Origin of the sequence: Phytohabitans aurantiacus (assembly GCF_027923225.1) — a bacterium.
Taxonomy (GTDB): Bacteria; Actinomycetota; Actinomycetes; order Mycobacteriales; family Micromonosporaceae; genus Phytohabitans; species Phytohabitans aurantiacus.
This window is the reverse complement of the sequence record NZ_BSDI01000007.1, coordinates 407,814-430,255: the sequence shown is the minus strand read 5'-3', so window position 1 is coordinate 430,255 and position 22,442 is coordinate 407,814. Positions and strand designations below refer to the sequence as shown.

The following is a 22,442-nucleotide window of genomic DNA, read 5'->3' as shown; positions in this document are numbered from 1 at the left end:
TCGCGCGGGGTGAGGCCGCGGGAGCAGCGGGCCTGGACCGCGGCGGACGTCGCGGGAGCCCGGGAATTCGCTCTTATCCTGAACTGGAAGCTTTACGGTGACAGTGTCAGCCAGGTGAGGCCGAGTCGGTCGAGGTTGGCGCGGTCGGTGGCGGTCAGCGGGGTGCGGCCGGTGGCGTGGCGGATCAGGCCGGCGTTGTCGGTGTCGAGTGTTTCGCGGGCCTGCGGTGCGCGCGTGCCGAGCAGGAATCCGTCCACGATGGAGGCTGCTTCGGGGGTCAGCCACGGGTGCGTGCCGAGGGCGTCGGCGAGGTCGATGCCGTGGACGGCGAGTTCGAAGACGCGGGTGACTTGGAAGTCGGTGAGCCGCATCGGGTCGCCGTGGCGGGTGATGACCAGGCGGTCGCCGGGTATGTCGTCGACGGCGGTGGAGATGGCCTGCCATTGCTGGTCGTACCAGTCGAGCAGCGCGCCGGTCGACTGGCTGGCGGCGAACTCCTGGGCGCTGTCCACCCGTGCGGCGTTAACCGCCTTATCGAAGCGCTGGTCCGCGACGAAGTATTCGGCGGTGGTGACGGGTGGACCGGGTGGTGCGGGCTCGGCGAGCATTTCCAGTGTCCGGGACACCGCCACGGCCGTGTGCGCGAACTCGTCCCTGACAGTCCATGGTGGACAGCATGTCGGCGCTTCCCAGCCTTCGTCCGGTATCGCGCGCAGTGCCTTGCTGAGCGCGGCGGCTTCGGCGCGGAACGCCGTGGCGACCTCGGTCGCGCCCGGAATGAGCGACACTGTCCGGAGCCGGTCGGCCGCGGTGCCGGTCTCGTCGGTGACCTCGACGATGGCGAGCGGCTCACCGGCGGAGTCGACGAGCACGCCCCGGTCACCCGTGCGGCGGAGCGGCTCGTCGCCGGTCCAGGGGTGAGCGGACTCGATCGTGGGTAGGCCAGCGTAGATCATCAAGTCAGGTTAGTGCTCGACGCACGCGGGCGCCGCCCCGCCCACACAGCAGGATCGCGGCGCGGGGACGGATCTGTGCGGTTTCGATGAACAGCGGCACCGAGACTTGCCGCGACACGCACGGGCCGGGAGGCTCCCGGTCGCCAGCCGCGTGGAGGGCCGATGAGAAAGAGCGTTTCGAGGCTGCTGGTGGGCGCCTCCATCGTCGCGACCGGCGTCCTGGGCCATGTCATCGCCGCACGCGCCGCGCCCACCGGTTGCCATGTGAATACCGAACTGCCCGGGGACAAGGCGGAGGCATGGTGCACGTCCGGCAAAGGGTCGGTGCGGGTGGTGGTCGAGTGCACGATCTTCCCGCCCGGCAGGGACCCGGTCAGCAATCCGCGCAAGGGTCCGTGGGTCCTCGTCGGAGCGAGGTCCACGCATGAGTGCGCGGGCGGTGCCATCCTCACGGACGCCTGGTACGAGATCTCGTCCCTGCCGCCGGGCGTTTCACCCAAGCCCGTGCTCCCGAGGTGAGGCGGCCAGGCCGCGCTCGATCGCGGCGATGATCTCCGGGCGGAGTTGCTCGGAGCGGATGATGGCGTCGACGGAGCCGACCTCGACCGCGCGCTGGATGCTGTGTACGGAGTCGAATTCGGCGGCCACCTCGCCGAGTTTCTCGGCCCGCACGCTGGCGCGTACCTCTTGGAGGCGCTGGACGAGGGCGGCGCGTTCGCCGCCGGTGGCCGCGCCGGCGCGGGTCTCCAGGTCGGCTACGCGCGGGTCCTTTGCCGTGCGGGTCTTGACCTCGCCGGCGAACACTACCGCGGCGGCGGGCGCCCCGCCGATGACGGAGGCGAACGAGCCCTCCACCGCGAGGACGGTCATGGACTTGTTGAGCGCCTTGGAGAAGACCACGAAGGCGCCGCCGTGATAGCGCGAGATGACGCAGAACACGATCGGGCCGCGGAAGTTGACGATCGCCCGGCCGATCTCGGCGCCGTACTCCAGTTGTAGCAGGCGCATCGACTCGGGCGAGCCGTCGAATCCGGAGAGGTTGGCCAGTACGACCAGGGGGCGGTTGCCGCTGGCGGCGTTGATGGCGCGGGCGACCTTCGCCGACGAGCGCGGGAACAGGGTGCCCGCGGTGTACGTGTCGGGGCCGTCGGTGGGCGGGAAGCCGCGCCGGGGCACCGATCGGGACTCGACGCCGACCAGGCACACGGGGAAGCCGCCGAGGTGGACGTCTTGCACGACCGCGGTGTCGGCGTCGGCCATGCCGGCCCAGCGTTCCAGGATCGGGTGGTCCTGGTCGGCAACGGCGCGCATCACGGCCCGGATGTCGAATGGCTTCTTGCGGTCGGGGTTGCGCTCCTTGGAGAAGATCTCGCCGACGGTCGTGAAGTCGCTATCGGGTGCCGCGTGCGGGAAGTCGCGTACGTCGCGGTCGATCGGGTCGGTGGTGGCCGCTCGGCGTGGTTGGCTCTCGCCGCGGGCGATGTACGTGTGGTTGTAGTGTGCCAGCAACAGGTCGCAGGCGGCGCGCAGGTCCGGTGCCCAGTACTGGGCCTGGCCGTTGGGGCCCATCACCCGGTCGTAGCCGCCGATCCCGTAGTTGTCCTCAGCGGACACACCACCGGAGAAGTCCAGCGACTGCTTGCCGGTGAGCACCATCGCCGAGTCCGGTGTCATCACGAGGATGCCCTTGGTATGCATGAGCATGGTGGCTTCGGCGTTCCAGTACGGCTGGGCGCCGACGGTGATTCCCGCGACCACGATGTTGATTTCGCCGCCGTCCTGTGTGAACTCGACGATCCGCTTGAGCGCGGCGGCGACCCAGTCCATGTTCTCGGTGCCGGAGGTCATGGAGATGCGGGCGCCGGACGACAGGGCGAACCAGTCGACCGGTACGCCCATCTTCTCGGCCAGGTCGAGTGCGGCGATCACGCGCGCGCACTCCGGCTCGGCGAGCGCGCCCAGCGACTTGGTGGGGTCGCCGAGCAGTACCACTCGGGTGACACCCTCGGGGTGGCGTTCGGTCGGGGTGCTCACCACGCCCACGACGATGCCGGCCCGGTTCTGGCCCTTGGGCCGCTGTACCGGCACGAGCGTGCCGTCGTCGGCCAGGTCGTGTTCGACGAAGCTGCCGCCCGAGCCGGCGAGCATCCCGGTCAGCTCGTACGGGTAGGTGGCGCCGCGGCGGCGCGCGACAAGTACCTTCTGGCGGTAGTCGTCGAGCGGCTGGATCGCCTCGTCGGTCGGTTCGGTGATCGACACGCGCACGCCGGCGTCGTAGGAGATCCGCACCGCGATGTCGACGAGTTTGCCGGTGGCCCGGTCGCGCTGCCGGCCGAGGAACAGTACCTCTTCCAGGCCGGCGCCCGCGGTCATCGGCAACAGTCGTTGCAGGACGGAGTTCAGGTCTTCGATGCTGAGCTCGTTCAGCGGCCAGACGTAGATGGTGATCCGGTTGGTGTCGAACCGCTTTTCGCTGGGGCGTCGCGCCCGCGCGGCGCGGATCGCGTCGAGGCAGGCGGCCAGGGCGCCCTCGATGGCGGGCAGCGCGAGGATGCGCCCTTCGCTGTCGCGCAGCGGCGTCAGGTCGCGTACCTGGGCCATCGCGGCGAGCCGCTCGTCGGCCGGGTTGTCCGGTGCGACGCAGTTGAAGACGTACACCTCTTCGTCGGCCGACGGCACGCGGGTCAGGGTGAAGTCGCGCAGGCGCGGCAACTGTAGACGCTGGGCGATGAGCGGGTGCAGCCCGCGGATGAGCCGGTCCTCGCCGACGCCCGCGCGGAACGTGAAGTGATGGTGTATCGCGGTGCCGGTGGGCCCGGCGACCGAGATCGTGACCCGCGCCAGTACCGTCAGGAGCCCGGCCTGGTCGAGGTTCTCGTGCAGGGTCGCGGCCATCGTGTCGGGGTCGGGCTGGTGCGGCCACGTCAGATACAGGTCAGCGACACCGTCCGCAGTGGACAGACCGGCGACCTGTGCCAGTGCGGCCGGCAGCTCGTTGATGTGCGCGGCCGCCGCGATGAGCCGGAACCTTTCGCCATCGCGGTTGTACTCCGCGGTGAACAGCGAGTGCCCGTCGACCTCGACGCAGCGGGCGTTGGTGGTGCCCCGGTAGCCGTAGTAGCGGCGGCTGAGCACCTCCAGCATCGGTCCGTGGTCGACGCCGGGCCGGCCGATGCGCTGGCCGATCAGGCGGACCAGCGGCTCCGGCGAGGCGACCATGGTCGCGATCCGTTCGGCACGGTCGGCCGCGGTGGGGTTTTCGTCGAGGTGGCGCAGGTGGCCGCGCACGTTCGAGTACACCTCGGCGCGCTTGCGGCGCAGCAACGGCTGGGCGGCCCAGCGGAAGACCACGCTGCGGGCCAGGTCGCCGACGGCCGGGTACCGCAGCTGGGTGGCGAAGACGAGGTGCTCCAGCGCCTGCCCGACCGTCTCGCGCAGGCTGGTGGCCGGTGGCGGTTCGGCGAGCCACTCCCGCAGCAGCGTGACGATGATCGACGCGTCCGAGGCGGCGCGCTGCTGCGCGAGGTAGATGCGGAAGACGGCCTCTTCGAGGGCGGGCGTGCGCTCGAAGTCGTCGACGCCGTAGTGGGCGAGGGCGCGGGCGAGCCGCGTGCGGAAGGTGTCGGGCAGCGCGGCCCGGTCGACGTCGAGGCTCTGCAGGTACGCGTGGAGGTACTCGCGAGGGCTGTGCACCCGGTTGTCGGCCTTGGTCTCCGCGCCGGCGGGACGGTTGCGGGTCAGCTCGGCCAGATCGGCGAACACCTGCAGCAGCCCGACCTCCTCGTCGAGCGGGCGCCGGCCCAGCTCGGCGCGCGCGGCCAGGTAGTCCGCGAGCACCCGGCCGTCGTCGGCCGGGTCGACGTCGTACCCCAGCAGCAGGCTGCGCAGGTCGGCGATGCCGCGCGCCACCCGCTGCTCGGCGGACTGGTCGGCCGGCGCGGGTGGCAGGCTCAGGTCGACGGTCTGCGTCTGGGCGGCCTCGACCTCGCTCGCGTCACCGATCGGCTCCAGGCGCAGCAGCGGCGCGCCGGTGGCCACCTGGCTGCCGACGGAGACCAGGCACTCGCGCACCAGCGCCTTGACCGGTGCGCGCAGCACGGTCTCCATCTTCATGCTCTCCAGTACGAGCACGGGCGCGCCGGCCTCGACCTGGTCGCCCACCTGGATCGGGGTCGCGACGACCAGGGCCGGCGCGGGGGAGCGGACCACGCCGCCCTCGTCGCGCCCGACGCGGTGCGTGATGCCGTCGACCTCGACGAGGTGGATCGGCCCGTGCGTGTCGGTGACCAGCCGGAACCGCTGGCCGTGCATCAGCAGCTGGCCGGTGTGCTCGTCGAACCTGTCGAGCTCGGCGTCCACAGTGGAGGACTGCCCGATCCCGATGCGGAACCGGTGCGGCCCGACCTGGGCGACGCGTACCTGATAGGTCCCGCCGCGCAGCTTGAGGTCGATCGGGCGGCCGCTCTCGTGCTGCACCTGCGGGCGTCCGCCGTGCGCGGTCGACAGCAGCCGTTGGCGCTCGACGAACGCCTCGTCCTCGTACGCCTCGATCGCGGCGGCGGCGAGCGCGACGCCGGAGTGCTTGGTGGCGACCAGGCCGCCCTGCTCGCGGATCCGGTCGATCCACCCGGTGTCGGCGGTCGCGTCGATCACCGCGGGTTCGCTCAGCAGGTCGAGCAGGAAGCTCTTGTTCGTCGCGCCGCCCTCGATGATGACGGTGGTCTCGGCGACGGCGCGGCGCAGGCGGCCGAGTGCCTCGTCGCGGGTGCGGCCGTACGCGATGATCTTGGCGATCATCGAGTCGAAGTCGGCCGGGATCACGTCGCCCTGGCCGACGCCGGTGTCGACCCGGATGCCGGGGCCGCTGGGCAGTACCAGGCGCACGATCTTGCCGGGTGCGGGTGCGAAGTCGCGGTCGGGGTCTTCGGCGTTGAGCCGCGCCTCGACGGCGTGCCCGACCTCGGCCGGCGTACCGTCACCGAGCCGCCCGCCCGACGCCACGTGCAACTGCGCCTTGACCAGGTCGACGTCGGTGGTGATCTCGGTGATCGGGTGCTCGACCTGCAGGCGCGTGTTGACCTCCAGGAAGGCGAACAGGCGCTCGCCCGGGTGGTACAGGAACTCGACCGTGCCGGCGCCCTTGTAGTCGACGGCCAGGGCCAGCCGTTCGGCGGCCGCCTTCAGCTCCTGGACCTGCTCCGGTGCGAGTACCGGTGAGGCGGACTCCTCGATGACCTTCTGGTTGCGACGCTGGATCGAGCAGTCGCGTACCCCCAGAGCCCACGCCGTGCCCTGACCGTCCGCGATCACCTGGACCTCGACGTGCCTGGCGCCCGTGACCAGGCGCTCCAGGAACACGACGCCGCTGCCGAACGCGCGCTGCGCCTCCAGGCTGGTGCGCTCGTACGCGTCGGCGAGCTCCGCCGCGCTCCGCACGACCCGGATGCCCCGCCCGCCGCCGCCCGCGGTCGCCTTGAGCATCAGCGGGTAGCCGATCTCGTCCGCGGCGCGCTGAGCCGCGTCGAGGTCGTCGACGGCGCCGCGGCTCCACGGCGCGACCGGCACGCCGACCTCCTCGGCGATCAGCTTCGCGCCGATCTTGTCGCCGAGCTTGCGCATCGCGTCGGCGCTGGGACCGATGAAGGTCACACCGTTCTTCTCGCACAGCTCGGCGAAGGCCGGGTCTTCGGCGACGAACCCCCAACCCACCCACGCGGCGTCCGCGCGCGTCTCGGCCAGCGCCCGGGCCAGGACCGCGTGGTCAAGGTACGGGCGGGCGGAGGCGGGGCCGAGGCAGTAGCTGTCGTCGGCCTCGCGGACGAAGGTGGCGGCGCGCTCGCCGTCGGTGTACAGCGCGATAGTCTCGATGGGCGCGCCACCGGTCTCGGCGTTCAGCTCGCGGACGGCATGGATGAGCCGCATCGCGGCCTCACCCCGGTTGACGATGGCGATGCGGCTGAACACGGAGCAGGCCTCCAAGGTTGTACTCGGATGTGACGCGGCGGGGTCCTGATCAATAACCCTTGTCGCCACCGTACGGTGAGGAAATTATCGACACCGCCACCACGAGACAACAAAACTTGTAGAAACCCTCCAAACCCATCCACCACGCGGCCCACGACCTGTCCCCGCGCCGTCGCCCGCCACCCCTGCCGCGCCCGTCCCCTTCCCCGACGCCGCCGCGCGCCCGGCACGGCGTGTCGCCACGCCCGGCGCGGCGCGGAGAGTGGGCGGCGCGCGGAGCGCGCGGGGGAGCGGAGGCGCGGGGAGAGCGGGCGGGCGGAGAGAGCGGAGGCGCGCGGGGAGCGGAGGCGCGCGGAGAGCGGAGGCGCGCGGAGAGGGAGCGGGGAGCGCGCGGGGGAGCGGAGCGCGCGGGGAGCGGGTGGGGGACGGGGGTGTTAGGACCAGGGGTTTGCGGGCTGGTCGTTGATGTGGGCCCAGAAGCGGGTGGTCGACGGGAGGGTGCCGTAGCCCCAGAGGTTCCAGCCGCTGCGTTGGGTTATCGGGGGCACCGGGCGGGGGAAGGGCCACGCCCGCGTGTACCAGCCGTCGTGGAACTCGGCCATCCGCCATCCGCCGCCCAGCGCGGTCGCGCAGACCCGGTTGGCTTCGGTGAGGCTGCTCAGCTGGGTGCCGGGCACCGGCGGTGTCAGGGCCAGGTTGCCGCGGGACCAGCCCGCGTACTGGTCGGGCGTGATGCCGGCCGGCACGCCGGCTTCGGTGACCTGCAGGCACAGTATCGGCAGCGAGGCGGTCGCCGGGGTGTCGCCGTGGTACGCGTTGGTCAGGTCGTCGGAGCCGGCCAGGACGATTCCGTCGGGGCGCTGCTCCTTGACTCGCCATGTCATCGCGGCGTGCGTGCCCGGGCCGTTGGCGTAGAGCAGGCGGTTCGGCGAGCCGGGGCCGGGGTTGGTCAGTATGCCCGTGGTGGCGTTGTCGGTCACCCAGGCGGCCACCTCGGCGGGTGTGGCGGCCGGGTTGCGCTCCAGGAACAGGGCCGCCGCGCCGGCCACATGCGGGCTGGCCATGCTGGTGCCGGAGGCGGGCAGCGACGCGGTGGTGGACGCGATACCGGTGGAGGTGATGTTGCTGCCGGGCGCGAACAGGTCGACGCAGCCGCCCCAGCTCGACCAGATCGAGCGGTCGTCGGTGACGTCGCTGGAGCCCACGGTGATGACCTGCGGCAGGCGCGCCGGCGACACGAAGCACGCGTCGGAGTTGCTGTTGCCGGCCGACGCGACGTAGGTGACGCCCGAGGCGATCGAGTTGGCGACGGCGGTGTCCAGCGGCGCGTACGTCGGGAAGCCGAGGCTCATGTTGGCCACCGCCGGGCCGCCGCCGGACGGGCCGGTGTGGTGGCCGGTGACCCAGTCGACGCCAGCGATGACCTTGGCCGCGTCGGTGGACGCGTAGCAGTCGCCTACCCGTACGGCCAGCAGTTGGACACCCTTGGCGACGCCGTACGCGCCGGAGCCGACCGTGCCGGCCACGTGCGTGCCGTGCCCGTAGCAGTCGGTGGCGCCGTAGCCGTCGTTGATGGAGCTGAAGCCGCCGAGGGCGCGGCCGCCGAACTCCACGTGGTCGATCCGGATCCCGGTGTCGATGATGTACGCGGTGACGCCCGCGCCCGTCCGGTTGTAGTCGTAGATGTTGTCCAGCGGCCGCAGGCGCTGGTCGACCCGGTCCAGCCCCCAGCTCGGCGGGTTCTGCACCGTGTGGAACGCGGCCAGCTGGTTGGGCATCACGTATGCCACCGCCGGGTCGGCGCGCAGCGCGTCGAGCTGGGCGCTCGTGAGCCGGGCGGAGAAGCCGTTCAGCGCGGCGCCGTACCGGTGCTCGACCGTCGCGCCGAGGTTCGCGGCGCGGGCGGCGGTGGCGCGGGCCTTCGTGGCGGCCGCGGTGCCGGGCGCTCCATTGAGGACGACGACGTAGCTGCCGGGCACCACGCGGCCGGTGGCAGCCAGCAGGGGCGCCGGATCGGGTGCGGCGGCCGCGGTGCCGGGCCCGGCAAGGGAACCAACCAAAGCGGCCAGCGCGATCGCCGGTGACCACCAGCGGCGGGGCAGAGACATGGACACAGGGTCCCATCGATGCGTTGCGGCGTCAGCCCTTGCCGCTCGCGACGTGCTCGAGGATGGCTCGCGCGCGGTCTTCGAGGATCCGGAAGCCGGTGCGGCCCGCCGCGGTGAGCGCGCGTTCGCCGTACTCGGCGGCCCGGTCCGCGCCGCCGGTGCCGTGGTGCGCGGTGGCGAGCCCGAGGAACGCCTCGATCTGCGGGTACCGGTCGCCGCCCTCGCCGGCCAGGTCGAGTACCTGCTGGTGCAGCGCGATCGCCTCCCGGTCCTGGCCGAGGCTGTGGTGGACGGAGCCGAGGGTGTTCAACGCGTCCAGCTCGATCCGGATGGCGCCGAGCCGGCGGGCCTGGGCCACGGCGGCGCGGGCCAGATCCAGCGCCTGCCGGGGTTCGCCGCGATCGCGGTGCACCTCGGCCAGGTCGCGCAGCGTGTACGCCTCCACACCGTGGTCACCGACCTGCCGCGCGACGGTGAGTGCCTTGCTGAAGTGGTCGAGCGCCTCGTCGAGCCGGCCGGCCGCGTGGCAGATCTCGCCGAGGGTGTCCAGCGCGGCCGCCTCGCCCTCGCGCGATCCGGCCCGCTGGCGCAGGGTCACCGCCCGGGCGGCCGCGTCGAGGGCCTCGTCGAACCGGCCCAGGTACCAGTAGGTGCGGGCGAGGTGGTTGAGGGTGAGCGCCTCGCCGTTGCCCGAACCCTCCCGGCGATAGAGGGCCAGCGCCCGGCCGTACACCTCGGCGGCCTGTTCGATCTGGCCGGCGTCGCGGTACACGGTGGCCAGGATGCCCAGCGCGGTGGCCTGCCCCTGCGCCCAGCCGTCGCGTTCGGCCAGGGCGAGCGCCCGCGTGCAGTGCGCGATGGCCTCCGGGTACCGCAGCTGGCGGTGGTCGAGGTTGCTGAGGCTCAGCAGCGTGATGGCCTGCGCGCGCGGGTGGTCCTCGGCCTCGGCCGCGCGCAGCGCCGAGCGGGCCGACCGGGCCAGGTCGACCGTCCGCTCGCGCAGCAGGAAGTAGCTGCGCAGGGTGTCGGCCAGCAACCACGCCGCCGGCCGGGGGCCATGCTCCGCCGTGTACGCGATGGTGGCGACCAGATTGGCGCGCTCGGCGTCGAGCCAGGAGAGCGCGTCAGCGTCTGAGCCGAAGGCCGGCCCGGCGATCGTGGCGGGTGGCACGGGCAGCCGCATCCGGTCCGGATAGACGAGTGTGGCCGCCGCGTCGGCACCGCTCAGGTACCAGTCGGTCAGCCGGCGTACCGCCTCCCGGCGCTCCTCGGCGGTGTCTTCCGCGCCAGCCCGCTCGGCCGCGTACTGCCGCAGCAGGTCGTGACTGGTGTACCGGCCATCACTGTGCTCAGTGGACAGATGGGCGCCGGCGAGCCGGCTCAGGAGGCGGCCGGCCGCTGGCACCGTCGTATCGACGAGCGCGGCGGCGGCGTCCGGGGTCAGGTCAAGCACGGGCGCGTGACCGGCGAGCCGGAACAGCTGGCGCGCGTCCGAGGGCAGCGCCCGGTACGACAGCTCGAAGGCGGCCCGTACGCCGGGTTCCTCGTCATCGATCTCCAGTGTGGACAGCGCGTCGCGGCGCAGCTCGGCGACCAGATCCCCGATGCGCCGCCGCGGGCGCCCGAGCAGGCTGGCCGCGGCGATGCGCAGGGCGAGCGGCAGGTAGGAACAGATCCGCGCCAGCTCGGTGGCGGCCTCGGGTTCGGCGGCCACCCGGTCGCGGCCCAGGACGCGCTCCAGCAGCAGTTGGGCCTCGGCGGCGCCCAGGACGTCCAGGGTCATCCGGCGCGCGCCGTCGCGGGCTGCCAGGCCGGCGAGCTGGTGCCGGCTGGTGACCAGGGTCAGGCATCCGGCGCTGGCCGGCAGCATCGGCCGGACCTGGGCCGCTCCGGCCGCGTTGTCGAGCAGTACCAGTACCCGGCGGTCGGCCAGCAGCGACCGGTACCGGGCCGCGGCGGCACTCTCCTCGGCGGGGATCTCGGCGGCCGGTACGCCCAGGCCGCGCAGGAACTGTGCCAGCGCGTCGATCGGCCGCACCGGCTCGCCCGGGGCGTGGCCGCGCAGGTCGACGTAGAGCTGCCCGTCCGGGAAGCGGTCGGCGACCTGGTGGCCCCAGCGCACCGCCAGCGCGGTCTTGCCGATGCCGGCCGAGCCGGTGATCGTCGAGATCACCATCGCGGTGTCGCGCTGGTCCGGCACCGGCAGCAGCTCGTCGAGTTGCTTGAGGTGCTCGCGGCGGCCGGTGAAGCCCGCCACGTCGGCGGGGAGCTGCCGGGGTATCGGCGTGGCGGGTGCCACCTCTGTGGACGGTGCCAGACCGGGGTCGTTGTTGAGGATCGCGGTGAACTGCTGCCGCAGCGCCGGGGCCGGGTCGAGGCCGAGCTCGTCGGCGAGGCGCCGGCGCAGGTCGTGGTACGCCTGGACGGCGTCGGCCTGCCGGCCACCGCGGTGCAGGGCGAGCATCAGCTGCCCGACCAGGCGCTCCCGCAACGGGTTCGCGGTCACCAGCTCGGTGAGGTCGGCGATCACCTCGTCGTGGTGGCCGAGCCGCAGCTCCAGCTCGAAGCGCTGCTCGATGGCGGTGAGCCGCTGCTCGTCGAGGCGCGCCGCCGCCGCTTCGACGGCCTGACCGGCGATGCCCAGCAGCGCCGGGCCGCGCCACAGCCGCAGCGCCGACCGCAGCGCGGCGACCGCCTCGGTCAGCTGGCCGCCGGCGGCCAGCTTGGCGGCCTTCGCGACATCGCCGGCGAAGACCTGGGCGTCCAGCTCGCCGGGCTGGGGCGTGATCCGGTACCCGCGGCCGTCGGCGACGATCGTGGCGCGGCCCGTGCCGCTCTCGTCCAGGCGCCGGCGGAGAGTCGAGATGTCGTTCTGCACCTGGCGCTTGGCGGTCACCGGCGGATCGCCGTCCCAGATCACGTCGATCAGGTGGTCCAGCGGGACCACCTGGCCAGGATGGACCAGCAGCATCGCGAGCAGCGTGCGCGGCCGGCGCCCGCCCAACGCCATCGGACCCGCTTCGGTGATCACTTGCAATGGACCCAGGATGCGGAACTCAACGATACGCATCACTGTAACGGTGGCCTCCCGCGGCTGCTGTCCGTCACTCGCGGCTTGACTTCGTGATCATCCGTCGTGTCGGCTGGTGTGGTGCGGAGCAGGTTGGCGTCGCCGTGGCGGCTTGTGGTCGGGTTCGGCGTCGTCAGCCTAGCGGCAGACATGGCGTACGAGGGGGCCCGTTCGGTGTACGGGCCGCTGCTGGGGGCGCTGGGCGCGTCCGCGCTGGTCGTTGGCCTGGTCACCGGTGCCGGAGAGGCCGCCGCGCTGTTGCTGCGCCTGGTGTCCGGGCCCCTCGCGGACCGCACCCGCCGGTACTGGACGCTGACGATCCTGGGGTACGCGCTCACCGCGGTCTGCGTGCCGCTGCTCGCGGTCACGCCGGCGCTGGGCGGGGCCGGGCTGGCCGTCGCCGCGGTGCTGATCCTGGCGGAGCGGCTGGGCAAGGCGGTGCGCAGTCCGGCGAAGTCGGCGCTGCTGGCCGACGCCGCCAGCCAGGTGGGCATGGGGCGCGGGATGGGCGTACACAAGGCGCTGGACCAGATCGGCGCGTTCGCCGGCCCGCTGCTGGTGGCCGCGGTCGTCGCCGCTGCCGCCGGGCGGCTGTGGCCGGGCCTCGCCGTGCTGGCCGTGCCCGGCGCGGTGGCCGTGCTCCTCCTCGCCATCCTCAGGAGCCGCGCGCGCCGCACCGTCGCGGCGCCCGCACGGCGGTCCACAAGCGACGGCCAGGAGGTCGCGGCGCCGCTGCCCGCCGCGTTCACGCGCTTCGCGGTGGCATCCGCATTGTGTACTGCCGGACTGGTGACCTTCGGCATGATTGGTTACCACCTCGTCGAGGCCGATGTCGTCGGGGCGGCCGGGGTGCCGCTGCTGTACGCCGCCGCCATGGCCGCAGGCGCCCTGGCGGCACTGGCCACCGGAGCGGCGTACGACCGACTCGGGCCACGGATCCTGGTGGTCCTGCCGGTGATGGTGGCGGTCGTCCCCGCGCTCGCGTTCAGCACCGGCCTGGGTCTCGCCGCGGCCGGCGTACTGCTCTGGGGCGCCGCCGTGGGCGTACAGGACTCCACCGTCAAGGCGTTCGTGGCCGACCTCGTCCCGCGGCCGCGCCGGGCGACGGCCTACGGGATCTTCGCCGCCGTACAGGGCGGTGGCGCGCTGGCCGGCGGCGTCGCCGTCGGCGCCCTGTACGAGCAGTCCCGCACCGCCCTCCTGGTCGTGGTCGCGGTCACGCAGGTGGTCGCCCTGGTGATCCTGCGCACCACGAGACCCGTTGCGGAGAGTTATCTTAGCGATTAAGATAATCCGCATGGAGCTGACTGTCACCATCGCGGGAGCGGGGCTGGGCGGGCTGTGCCTGGCACAGCGGTTGCTGCGTGCCGGCATCGACGTGCGGGTGTACGAGGCCGATCCGGAGCCGTTCGCGCGGCGCCAGGGATACCGGATCACGGTCGACGCGGACGGCTTGGCCGCGCTGCGCGACAGCCTGCCGGCCGAGCTGTACCGGCTGGCCTTGGCTACGGGCGGTGAGCCCGGCGGATACTTCCGGATCACCGACGCGCGGCTGCGCGACGCGATCAAGCTGACCTTCCCGGCCACCCCGGACGGCGGTCGCCAGATGGACCGGCAGCTGCTGCGGTCGATCCTGCTGATCGGGCTGGACGAGCGGGTCCAGTACGGCAAGCGCGCCGTCGCCGTGGAGCCCGACGGTGCGGAGCTGGTGCTGCGGTTCGCCGACGGCGGCTCGGCACGGTCCACAGTGGTGGTCGGAGCGGACGGTATCGGGTCGGCGCTGCGGTCCCGGATCGCGCCCGGCGCGGACCCGGCCGACAGCGGCGTATCGGGCATCTACGGGCGCACCCCACTGGTGCGCGGCGGACGCGACGTGATCCCCGACGCGCTGCGCAAGAGCGGGGTACTGGCGATCGGAGACGAGCCCGGCCGGGCGTTCTTCCTCACCACGATGCGGTTCGGGCAGCCGCCCGTGGCGGCGTTCGCCAGCGCCGCGCCCGGCCGGTTCGTGCCCGCCGGCGACGACTACGTGATGTGGGGCCTGGTGTTGCGCCGCGGCGAAGCCCCGACCGGAGACCCGCGGGCGGCCGCCGCGCGGCTGGCGACCGGGTTCCACCCGCTGGTCGGCCGCCTTGTCGAGGGCGCCGACGACGATGCCACCATCCTGACGAGCTTCGCCGTCGGCAGCCGCCCCGCACGGTGGCCGCTCGCGGGGGCGACTCTGATCGGCGACGCGGTGCACGCCATGCCACCGTTCGGGGCGCACGGCGGCAACACCGCGCTGCGCGACGCCGCGCTGCTGGGCGCGAAGCTGGCCGCCGCCCACGCCAGCGGCGGCCCGGTAGCCGGTGCCATCGCCGCCTACCAGGACGAGATGGCACGGTACGCCTTCGACGCCGTCGACCGTTCGGCGCGCATGATGCGCCGGATCACCGCCACCGGCGGATTCCAGAAGTGGCTGATGACCCGCGTGCTGCCTAGGCTGCACCGGGTCACCGTCGCAGACACAGTGAGCGAGACAGCATGACCGACCGCGAAGAGGCGCTCGCCGAGTTCATGCGCGCCGGGCGGGAGTCGTCCCGCCTGTCGGTGCTGTTCCGGCACGCGCTGGCGGCCAAGCTCGGCCTCACCGTCACCGACATGGAGTGCCTGGACTTCCTCATGGACACCGGCTCGGCCACCGCCGGCCAACTCGCTGAGCAGACGAACCTCACCACCGGGGCGATCACCAGCATGATCCGGCGCCTCGAACAGGCCGGCTACGTCACCTCCGGTCGCGACCCCGCCGACCGGCGGCGCGTCGTCGTCACCCCCGTGCCGGAACGCCTCGACGACGGCCGTGCGCTGTTCGCGTCGTTCGGCCAGCGGGTGGGGCGGCTCGTCGACGAGTACAGCACCGCGGAGCTGCGCCTGCTCGCCCGGCACTACGACCGCATGAGCGAGATCTACCGGGCCGAGATCGTTTCGCGCGATTCATAGCCGATGGTCGTATTGCCGTCGACCTTGTGCCGACGTGCTGGCGGTGGTCGGTTCAGCAGACTGCCTGGCATGACGACCAGTTCGCAGGTGCGGATACCCGGACCGACCGCCGTAACGGAACGAGCGCTGGGGCCCGACCTCGCGCGCGGGTTCATGCTGCTGTTCATCGCGCTGGCCAACTCGCACTACTTCCTGACCGGAGGCTCCGTGTTGGGCGGGTACCCGCGGGACGGCTCGACTGTGGACTCGGCGGTCACGTGGACGATCGCCACGTTCGTCGACGGGCGAGCCTTTCCGATGTTCGGCCTGCTGTTCGGGTACGGCGTCGCCCAGATCGTGCGCCGCCACGACGCGCTCGGGAAGTGGCCGGTGCGCCGGCTGCTGTGGCGGCGCAGCCTGGTATTGGTGGTGGTCGGGTTCGCCCACGCCATGCTCCTGTACGTCGGTGACATCCTGGCGGCGTACGGCGTCCTGCTGTTCTTCGGCGCCTTCGCGGTGCGGTGGCGCGGCCGCTGGCTGGTGATCCTGGCGGCCCTCTTCTTCCTGCTGACGGCGTTGCCCTCCGGCGCGTCACTGTCCACATCGAGCGCGGCTCCGGACGCCTCGGCGCTCCCGCCGGACCTGTCGGCCATGTTCTCGTCGCGGATCGGGGTGCAGCCGTTCATCATGCTGCTGGGCCCGATCGGGTTCGCGTGCCCGTTCCTCATTGGACTGGTCGCCGGGCGGCTGCGGATACTGGAGCGGCCGGAACGGTACCGGAAGCTGCTGACCGCGACGGCGATCGCCGGGATCGGCGCCGCCGTGCTGGGCGCGCAGCCGGTGTCCCTGATGCTCGCCGGCGTGACAGGCGTGCCGGACGCGTCCACATTGGAGCTGATCGGCCCGCTGCACGACGCGACCGGCGTACTGGGTGGTTTCGGCTACGCCGCCCTCATCACGCTGGTGGCCGACCGGCTGAGCCAGCGGCGCGGCCCGATCGTCACCGCGGTCGCCGCCACCGGCCAGCGGTCGATGACCTGCTACCTGGCCCAGTCGATCGTGTGGGCGCTGGCGTTCACACCGTTCCTGCTCGACCTGTCCGGCACGCTGACGGTCGCCACGACGGCGCTGCTCGCGACCGCGACCTGGATCGCGACGGTCGTGCTCGCCGACCGGATGCGCCGCGCCGGCAACCGCGGCCCGTTCGAACGGCTCGTCCGCCGCGTCACCTACCGCCACCCGTGATCAGGGCGTCCCTCAAGTAGCTAGGACTACTTGAGGGACGCCCTGATCATGCGGCGGCGCCGGGGTGTAGGCCGAGCGAGCCCGGCGTGGGCGCGCCCTGAACCTCGCCGAAGTACAGCGCGAAGGTCTGCTTCCAGCGCTCGACGTCGGCACGGTCGGCCATGAAGCGCGGAAACCCGTCCAAGTGCCCGTTCCGGTACTTCCAGATCGGCTTGAGCCCGCTCGGCGGCGTAACGTCGGTGCGCACCGACCAGCCATTGAAGGAGTTCTGCTGCACGGGCTTGGAGATCGCCCAGTTCATGTAGAGCTTGGCGGCGGCCTTGTGCTTGGCGCCGGCCAGAATCGCCGCGCGCTGACCCCAGGACATGAACGGGTGGTCGCCGGGCGGGACGACCCACCGCGTGGTGGCGGTCGGCGACGTGATCGGCGTGCCGGAGGTGCCGACACCGACCGCCTTCTGGCCGGCGGTGACCGCGACGGCGGGGCTGTTGCTGCCGCGAGCGAACTGGACGTTCTGCGCGGCTAGCTTCGCCACCCAGTCCCAGCCGTACGCCTCCGTGTAGAGCTTGTAGAGGTACAGGACCGCGTCGTCGTCGTGCGGATACGACGAGGCGATGGCGCCCTTCCAGCGCGGGGCGACCAGATCCAGCGGCGACGCCGGTGGCGCGCCGCCCACGGCGGCGACGTTGTAGACATAGCTGAAAGCGATGACCGCGATCGCCACCCAGGCGCCGTCGTGGTCCTTCAGTCCTTTGTGTACCGCCGAGAAGCCGGCCGGTTTGTATGGCCGCAGCACACCCGCCTTCTTCCAGCGGGTGAAATCCTGAAGCGTCTGGAGCTGGACCACGTCGGGCACGAGCGTGCCGGTCGCGAGCTGATTGTCGATGCGAGCATCGTGGTACTTGCTGTAGTCGACCACGATGGTCAGCTTCATGTCGGGAAAGCGCGACAGGAACGCGGCCTTGGTGCCGTCCTGCTGGGTTGGCGTGTCGCCGCCGGCGTAGACGATGAGCTGGCCGCCTTCTTTCAGCGCGTCGGCGTACAGCTCGTCGAGCGACTTCTTCTCCTCCTGCCCGCCGCCTTCGGCCGGCGCGCCTTCGGCCGGCGCGGCTTGCGCGTCCGATCCGATCGACATGCCGAGCACGTTCGCGCCCAGAAGTGCGCCCGCGCCGAGCACTCCTCGCCTGCTGAAGCTGCCCATTGACCCCCGGTCCTCTCTGAGGGGAATCCCCAGCAGGAAGCTAACCGACTTTCATCCACTTTGTTCCGAGTTTGGCGGCTTTGGTCGCGGGCTCGCCTTCGCGGGCCCGCGCCGCGTGCGCCATCGCCATTGATCGACGGGGGGAGGGGGGCAGCGGTAACGTCTGGGGGACGAATCCGGGGAGGGAGCGGCGTGTCTGAGCATCCGCATGAGCACGCGGCCGGGCCGGTCACCATCTCCTACATCGCGGAGAGCGCGGGCGTGTCGGTCCCGACGGTGTCCAAGGTCATCAACGGCCGCTCCGGCGTGGCGGCCGATACGCGCGCTCGCGTCGAGGCGCTGATCAGCCAGTACGGGTATCGCAAGTCGAGCGCCGTGCAACGCAGTACCACGATGGAGCTCGTCTTCGACCAGCTCGAGCATATGTGGGGAGTCGAGATCATCCGCGGCGTCGAGCGGGTGGCCCGCGAGCACCGCCTCGGTGTCGTGCTCACCGAGTTCGGCCCGGAGCGCAGCACGATCCGGTACTGGATCGACGATACCCTCGCCCGCCGCCCGGCCTGCGTGGTGACCGTCGCACACCTGTCGGAGGATCAGCGTAACCGGCTGCGCGCCCGTGGCATCCCCTGTGTGGTCTTCGATCCCACCATGGAGCTGCCCGACGACGTGCCGTTCGTCGGCGCGACGAACTGGTCCGGCGGCCGGTCGGCCACCCGCCACCTGATCGGGCTCGGGCACCGCCGCATCGCGATGATCAGCGGCCCGGACGACGCGCTGTGTTGCCGGGCCCGGCTCGACGGCTACCGGGCCGCTCTGGAGTCCGCCGGCCTGCCGGTCGACGCGGGCCTCATCACGCGCACCGACCTCACCCAGCAGGACGGGCAGGTCGCCGCGCTCGACCTGCTGAACCGGCCCCAGCCGCCCACCGCCATCTTCACCGCCAACGACCTGCAGGCGCTCGGTGTCTACCAGGCCGCCCGCTCGCTCGGGCTGCGCATCCCCGACGACCTGAGCGTGGTGGGCTTCGACGACCTGCCGATCACTCCTTTGCTCGACCCTCCACTCACGACTGTCCACCAGCCACTGTTCGAGATGGCCTCCGCCGCCACCGAGATGGCGCTCGCGCTCGGGCGCGGGGAGAACCCACAGACCGGAATCGAGCTGGCGACCACGCTCACCATCCGGCAGAGCACGGCTCCACCCGCCCGATAGCCCGCCCGGCAAATTCACTTGCGGGCCGCGTGCGGATCCGAGACGCTGCGACCCATGAACTGACCCCTGGCCAACGCCATCGACGACCGCGGTGCCGAAGCGCGCCGCGGCTCGCCCGTTTGTCCAGGGAGTTCTCTTGTCACGCCTTCGTGAGCGCATCGAGCTGCTCGCCCGACTTCCGTGGGCCGGTCCGGCACCGCTGACCGCGCTCATCGTCCTGACACTGCTGTTGAGCGCGCTGCCGGCCGCGACCGCGGCGGCGGTCGGCTGGCTCATCGACCGGCTCACCGGCGGTGACGCCAGTGACGCCGTGGCTCCGCTGTCGGCGTACGCGCTGCTGCTGCTCGCCGGGCACGTCCTGATCGCGGTGCGTGAGCCACTGTCCTATCTGGCCGAGGCGCGCATCGACGGGCGGCATCGGGCCGAGCTGTCCCGGCTCGCCGCGAGCAGCCCGACGATCGACGCGCTGGAGCGTCCCGAGATCCAGGCGCTGATCCGTACCGCCCGCGCCGACCCGGAGAGCTTCATGGACGGTACGCCCGGCGCCGGTGTGCTCGCCCAACTCGACCTGATCGGCCGGTCGCTGGCGCTGGTCGGTGCCTCGCTGGTGCTGGCCGCGTACGCGTGGTGGCCCGTGCCGCTGCTCATCGCGGCGGCGCTGGTCCTGCATCAACTGCGCTGGCACGAGGGCGTTCAGCGACGGCGGGTGTGGCGGCACGTGCTCGGTCCGAGCATGCGCGCGGACATGTGGTCCGACGCCCTGGTGTCGCCGGCCGAGGGCAAGGAGATCCGGGTCTTCGGGCTGGGCGGCTGGGCCATCGACCGCATCGACGGGCACCTGCGGACCGCCTATGATCCACTGTGGCCGGTGGATCGGCGGATCCTCGGTGCGACCTGGCGCCAGCTGGTGGCGGTGCTCGTTCCACTGGGGATCGTGTATGTCGTCGTGGCCCTCGACGCGGCCAGCGGCGGCGCGTCGATCGCGGTGGCCGCGGCGGCGCTGGTCGCCGGCACGGGCGTCTTCGAGGCGTTCGACGGCGCCCCGCAGGCCACCATCAACGCGACGACCTGCGTCCAGGCGTTCACCCGCCTGCGCATGGAGCTGGCGGACGGCAAAGCCGTCCAGCGGGAAAAGTCCACACCGGCTGGCGGGCCGCCCACGGTCCGCTTCGAGGGCGTGAGTTTCGGGTACCCGGGCAGCGCGTCACCGGTACTCGATGGCCTGGATCTGGAGGTGCGGCCGGGCGAGTTGCTCGCGATCGTCGGTGTCAACGGCGCCGGCAAGTCCACGCTCATCAAGCTTCTCGCGGGGTTGTACGAACCGACCGCCGGGCGCGTCACCGCCGACGGCGTCGACATCGCGGACCTGGGCACGGCGGCCTGGCGGGCACGCCTGTCGGTGGTGTTCCAGGACTTCGTGCGCTACCACCTTTCCGCGGCCGACAATGTGACGCTCGGCAACGCCCTCACCGCACCCGACATGGCGGCGGTCGTCGGGGCGGCCCGCGACGCCGGCTTCGACGAGGTGGTGTCGCGGCTGCCGGCCGGCTGGGACACACCGCTCGCGCGTACCCGCGACGGCGGCGTCGACCTGTCCGGGGGCCAGTGGCAGCAGGTGGTCCTGGCCCGCGCGCTGTACGCGATGCGCACCGGCGCCCAGGTCCTGGTACTGGACGAACCGACCGCGCACCTGGACGTGCGCACCGAACTCGACGTGTTCACCAGGCTCGCCGCACACCGCGGCAGCGCCTCGGTGATCCTGATCTCGCACCGGCTGTCCACAGTGCGCAGAGCCGATCGCATCGTGCTGCTCAGCGGCGGCCGGGTCACGGAGGACGGCACGCACGAGGAGCTCATCGCCGCCGGTGGCACCTACGCCACCATGTTCGCCATCCAGGCGCGACGGTTCCAGCGGGGCTTCGACGACCGGCTCGAAGAGGGTGAGCTGACGTGATCCGGTACCTGAGGCTGCTGGCCGAGCTGCTGGCCCTGAACTGGCGGCTGCGACCGCTGGCGACCGCCGGGCTGGTGGCGCTGTGCCTGGCGGCCGTGCCCACCACGCCGGCGCTGGCGCTCGCGTTGCGCGAAGCGGTCGACGGGATCGTGCGGCGCGATCCGCGGGCCGCTGCCGCCAGCGCGGCGGTCGCGGCGATCGCGTACGCCGTCGGCCTGTACCTGCGAAGCCTCGCGTACACGCTGGAGACCATGCTGGGCGACCGGATCGGTACGCTACACATCCGCCGCCACATCGAGGAGCAGCTCGCGCGGCTCGACGGCCTGGACCACCTCGAACGCACCGACCTGCTGGATCGGGTCACCGTGCTGCGCGGCACCGCCTGGCGGCTCAACCACGCCCCTTGGCAGGCGGTCGTCGCCGTCTGCGACGCGCTGCGACTGGGCCTGCTGCTGGCCCTGCTGGCGGCGGTCACCCCATGGTTGCTGCTCCTGCTCGGCTTCGCCGCCGCTCCACTGTGGTTCGACCAGCGCGGCCGGCGGTCCATCGTGGACGCCGAAATCGATACGGCCGAGGCGTTCCGGTTGCAGCGCCACCTGTTCAACCTCGCCACAACGGCGGCCGGCGGCAAGGAGTTGCGGGTCAGCGGGGCCGGGCCGGAGATCGCCCGGCGCCAGCGGCAGGCGTGGGACGCGGCGGTCAGCGGCCGGTTCCGTGCCCGGATACGGTCCGCTCTGTGGACACTGGCGGGCTGGACGCTGTTCACCGGCGGCTTCACCGCTGGGCTGCTCCTGCTGATCGACCGCACCGCGCGCGGCGAGGCGAGCGCCGGTGACCTCGTGCTCGCGGTGACCGTCGCCATGACGCTGCGAAACGCCATCCAGGACACGCTTTTCGCGGTCGGGCACGCGATGAGCGGACGCACGCTGGTCGAGCCGCTGCTGTGGCTGCGCGGTTACGCGGCGGCCGCCAACACCACCGGAGGCCGTACGCCGCCGGACAGCCTGCGCGCCGGCATCACCCTCGACGGTGTCGGTTACACGTATCCCGGTACCGGCCGGCCCGCGCTCGACGAGGTCAGCTGCCACCTGGCGGCCGGCACGGTCGTCGCCGTGGTCGGCGAGTACGGCTCGGGCAAGACCACGCTGGTCAAACTGCTGACCAAGCTGTACCGGCCCGACCGGGGCAGGATCGAGGTCGACGGCGTGGACCTCGACGACCTGGCCACAGTGGAGTGGCGGGCCCGCACCAGCGCCGCCTTCCAGGACTTCGGCCGTTTCCACATCCGGTTCGGGGAGACCGTGGGCATCGGAGACCTGTCGCATGTGGACGACCCCGACCGGATCGCCGACGCCGTACAAGCCGCCGACGCGCGAACCATCGTCGACCGGCTGCCCGAAGGGCTGGACACCCAACTCGGGCGCCCGTTCGACGGGGTGGAACTGTCGGAGGGCCAGTGGCAGCGCACGGCGCTCGCCCGCGCGTCGATGCGCGCCGACCCGCTGCTGTTCGTGCTCGACGAGCCCACCGCGTCGCTGGACGCCCCGAGTGAGCACCACATCTTCCAGCGTTACCTGGTGCGCGCCAGGAAGCTGGCCGCCCGCACCGGTGCGGTCACCGTCATCGTCTCGCACCGTTTCTCCACCGTCACCGGCGCCGACCACATTCTCGTGCTCCACAAGGGACGGCTCGTCGAGCAGGGTACCCACGACGAACTGCTGGCCGCCGGTGGCCGGTACGCCGACCTGTACGGTGTGTCGGTCGCATAGATATT

Annotated in this window: 13 protein-coding genes; 8 read left to right on the top strand and 5 right to left on the bottom strand. The window is 72.2% G+C overall.

Annotated elements, in window-relative coordinates; genetic code table 11:
• Window positions 1–92: 92 nt before the first annotated feature.
• On the bottom strand, window positions 93–956 hold the full coding sequence (locus tag QMG73_RS09580) for a maleylpyruvate isomerase family mycothiol-dependent enzyme (protein WP_281893851.1): 864 nt from the start codon (window positions 954–956) through the stop codon (window positions 93–95).
• A 162-nt stretch (window positions 957–1,118) separates the two neighbouring features.
• Between QMG73_RS09580 and QMG73_RS09575 the strand changes: the two genes are divergently transcribed.
• On the top strand, window positions 1,119–1,475 hold the full coding sequence (locus QMG73_RS09575; RefSeq protein WP_281893850.1) for a hypothetical protein: 357 nt from the start codon (window positions 1,119–1,121) through the stop codon (window positions 1,473–1,475).
• Here the strand turns inward: QMG73_RS09575 and QMG73_RS09570 are convergent.
• The 3 genes from QMG73_RS09570 to QMG73_RS09560 form a co-directional block, all read right to left on the bottom strand.
• Window positions 1,449–6,920 carry an ATP-binding protein gene (locus tag QMG73_RS09570; RefSeq protein WP_281893849.1) on the bottom strand — a complete coding sequence of 1,824 codons (5,472 nt, stop codon included), beginning with the start codon at window positions 6,918–6,920 and terminating at the stop codon, window positions 1,449–1,451. The genes QMG73_RS09575 and QMG73_RS09570 overlap by 27 nt on opposite strands.
• Before the next feature lie 434 nt (window positions 6,921–7,354).
• Entirely contained in the window at window positions 7,355–9,028 is a 1,674-nt protein-coding gene (locus QMG73_RS09565; protein WP_281893848.1) for a S8 family peptidase, read from the bottom strand.
• A 31-nt stretch (window positions 9,029–9,059) separates the two neighbouring features.
• Window positions 9,060–12,098, bottom strand: coding sequence for an AfsR/SARP family transcriptional regulator (locus tag QMG73_RS09560; protein WP_281893847.1), 3,039 nt, complete (start codon window positions 12,096–12,098; stop codon window positions 9,060–9,062).
• Window positions 12,099–12,248: 150 nt separating this feature from the next.
• Here QMG73_RS09560 and QMG73_RS09555 point away from each other — a divergent pair, with 150 nt between their 5' ends.
• The 4 genes from QMG73_RS09555 (at window position 12,249) to QMG73_RS09540 (ending at window position 16,301) form a co-directional block, all read left to right on the top strand.
• Window positions 12,249–13,385, top strand: a complete 1,137-nt coding sequence (locus QMG73_RS09555; RefSeq protein ID WP_407676775.1) for an MFS transporter — start codon at window positions 12,249–12,251, stop codon at window positions 13,383–13,385.
• A gap of 10 nt (window positions 13,386–13,395) precedes the next feature.
• Complete coding sequence (locus QMG73_RS09550; protein WP_281893845.1) at window positions 13,396–14,625, top strand: FAD-dependent oxidoreductase; 1,230 nt, start codon at window positions 13,396–13,398, stop codon at window positions 14,623–14,625.
• A complete protein-coding gene (locus QMG73_RS09545; protein WP_281893844.1) occupies window positions 14,622–15,077 on the top strand; it encodes a MarR family winged helix-turn-helix transcriptional regulator in 456 nt (151 codons plus the stop codon). Before QMG73_RS09550 ends, QMG73_RS09545 begins: the two co-directional genes overlap by 4 nt.
• Window positions 15,078–15,146: 69 nt before the next feature.
• On the top strand, window positions 15,147–16,301 hold the full coding sequence (locus tag QMG73_RS09540; RefSeq protein ID WP_281893843.1) for a DUF418 domain-containing protein: 1,155 nt from the start codon (window positions 15,147–15,149) through the stop codon (window positions 16,299–16,301).
• 46 nt (window positions 16,302–16,347) lie between these two features.
• On the opposite strand, the gene QMG73_RS09535 is transcribed toward QMG73_RS09540, so the two are convergent.
• On the bottom strand, window positions 16,348–17,502 hold the full coding sequence (locus tag QMG73_RS09535) for an ABC transporter substrate-binding protein (RefSeq protein WP_281893842.1): 1,155 nt from the start codon (window positions 17,500–17,502) through the stop codon (window positions 16,348–16,350).
• Window positions 17,503–17,694: 192 nt separating this feature from the next.
• Here QMG73_RS09535 and QMG73_RS09530 point away from each other — a divergent pair, with 192 nt between their 5' ends.
• The 3 genes from QMG73_RS09530 (at window position 17,695) to QMG73_RS09520 (ending at window position 22,437) form a co-directional block, all read left to right on the top strand.
• A complete protein-coding gene (locus QMG73_RS09530) occupies window positions 17,695–18,714 on the top strand; it encodes a LacI family DNA-binding transcriptional regulator (protein ID WP_281893840.1) in 1,020 nt (339 codons plus the stop codon).
• A gap of 136 nt (window positions 18,715–18,850) precedes the next feature.
• Complete coding sequence (locus QMG73_RS09525) at window positions 18,851–20,668, top strand: ABC transporter ATP-binding protein (protein WP_281893839.1); 1,818 nt, start codon at window positions 18,851–18,853, stop codon at window positions 20,666–20,668.
• On the top strand, window positions 20,665–22,437 hold the full coding sequence (locus QMG73_RS09520) for an ABC transporter ATP-binding protein (RefSeq protein WP_281893838.1): 1,773 nt from the start codon (window positions 20,665–20,667) through the stop codon (window positions 22,435–22,437). Before QMG73_RS09525 ends, QMG73_RS09520 begins: the two co-directional genes overlap by 4 nt.
• Window positions 22,438–22,442: the final 5 nt, after the last annotated feature.

Bases quoted from the DNA above. Each gene is read 5' to 3' on its own strand.
- QMG73_RS09580 (WP_281893851.1), bottom strand. From the start codon at position 956: ATGATCTACGCTGGCCTACCCACGATCGAGTCCGCTCACCCCTGGACC.
- QMG73_RS09575 (WP_281893850.1), top strand. From the start codon at position 1,119: ATGAGAAAGAGCGTTTCGAGGCTGCTGGTGGGCGCCTCCATCGTCGCG.
- QMG73_RS09565 (WP_281893848.1), bottom strand. From the start codon at position 9,028: ATGTCTCTGCCCCGCCGCTGGTGGTCACCGGCGATCGCGCTGGCCGCT.
- QMG73_RS09560 (WP_281893847.1), bottom strand. From the start codon at position 12,098: ATGCGTATCGTTGAGTTCCGCATCCTGGGTCCATTGCAAGTGATCACC.
- QMG73_RS09555 (WP_407676775.1), top strand. From the start codon at position 12,249: ATGGCGTACGAGGGGGCCCGTTCGGTGTACGGGCCGCTGCTGGGGGCG.
- QMG73_RS09550 (WP_281893845.1), top strand. From the start codon at position 13,396: ATGGAGCTGACTGTCACCATCGCGGGAGCGGGGCTGGGCGGGCTGTGC.
- QMG73_RS09545 (WP_281893844.1), top strand. From the start codon at position 14,622: ATGACCGACCGCGAAGAGGCGCTCGCCGAGTTCATGCGCGCCGGGCGG.
- QMG73_RS09540 (WP_281893843.1), top strand. From the start codon at position 15,147: ATGACGACCAGTTCGCAGGTGCGGATACCCGGACCGACCGCCGTAACG.
- QMG73_RS09535 (WP_281893842.1), bottom strand. From the start codon at position 17,502: ATGGGCAGCTTCAGCAGGCGAGGAGTGCTCGGCGCGGGCGCACTTCTG.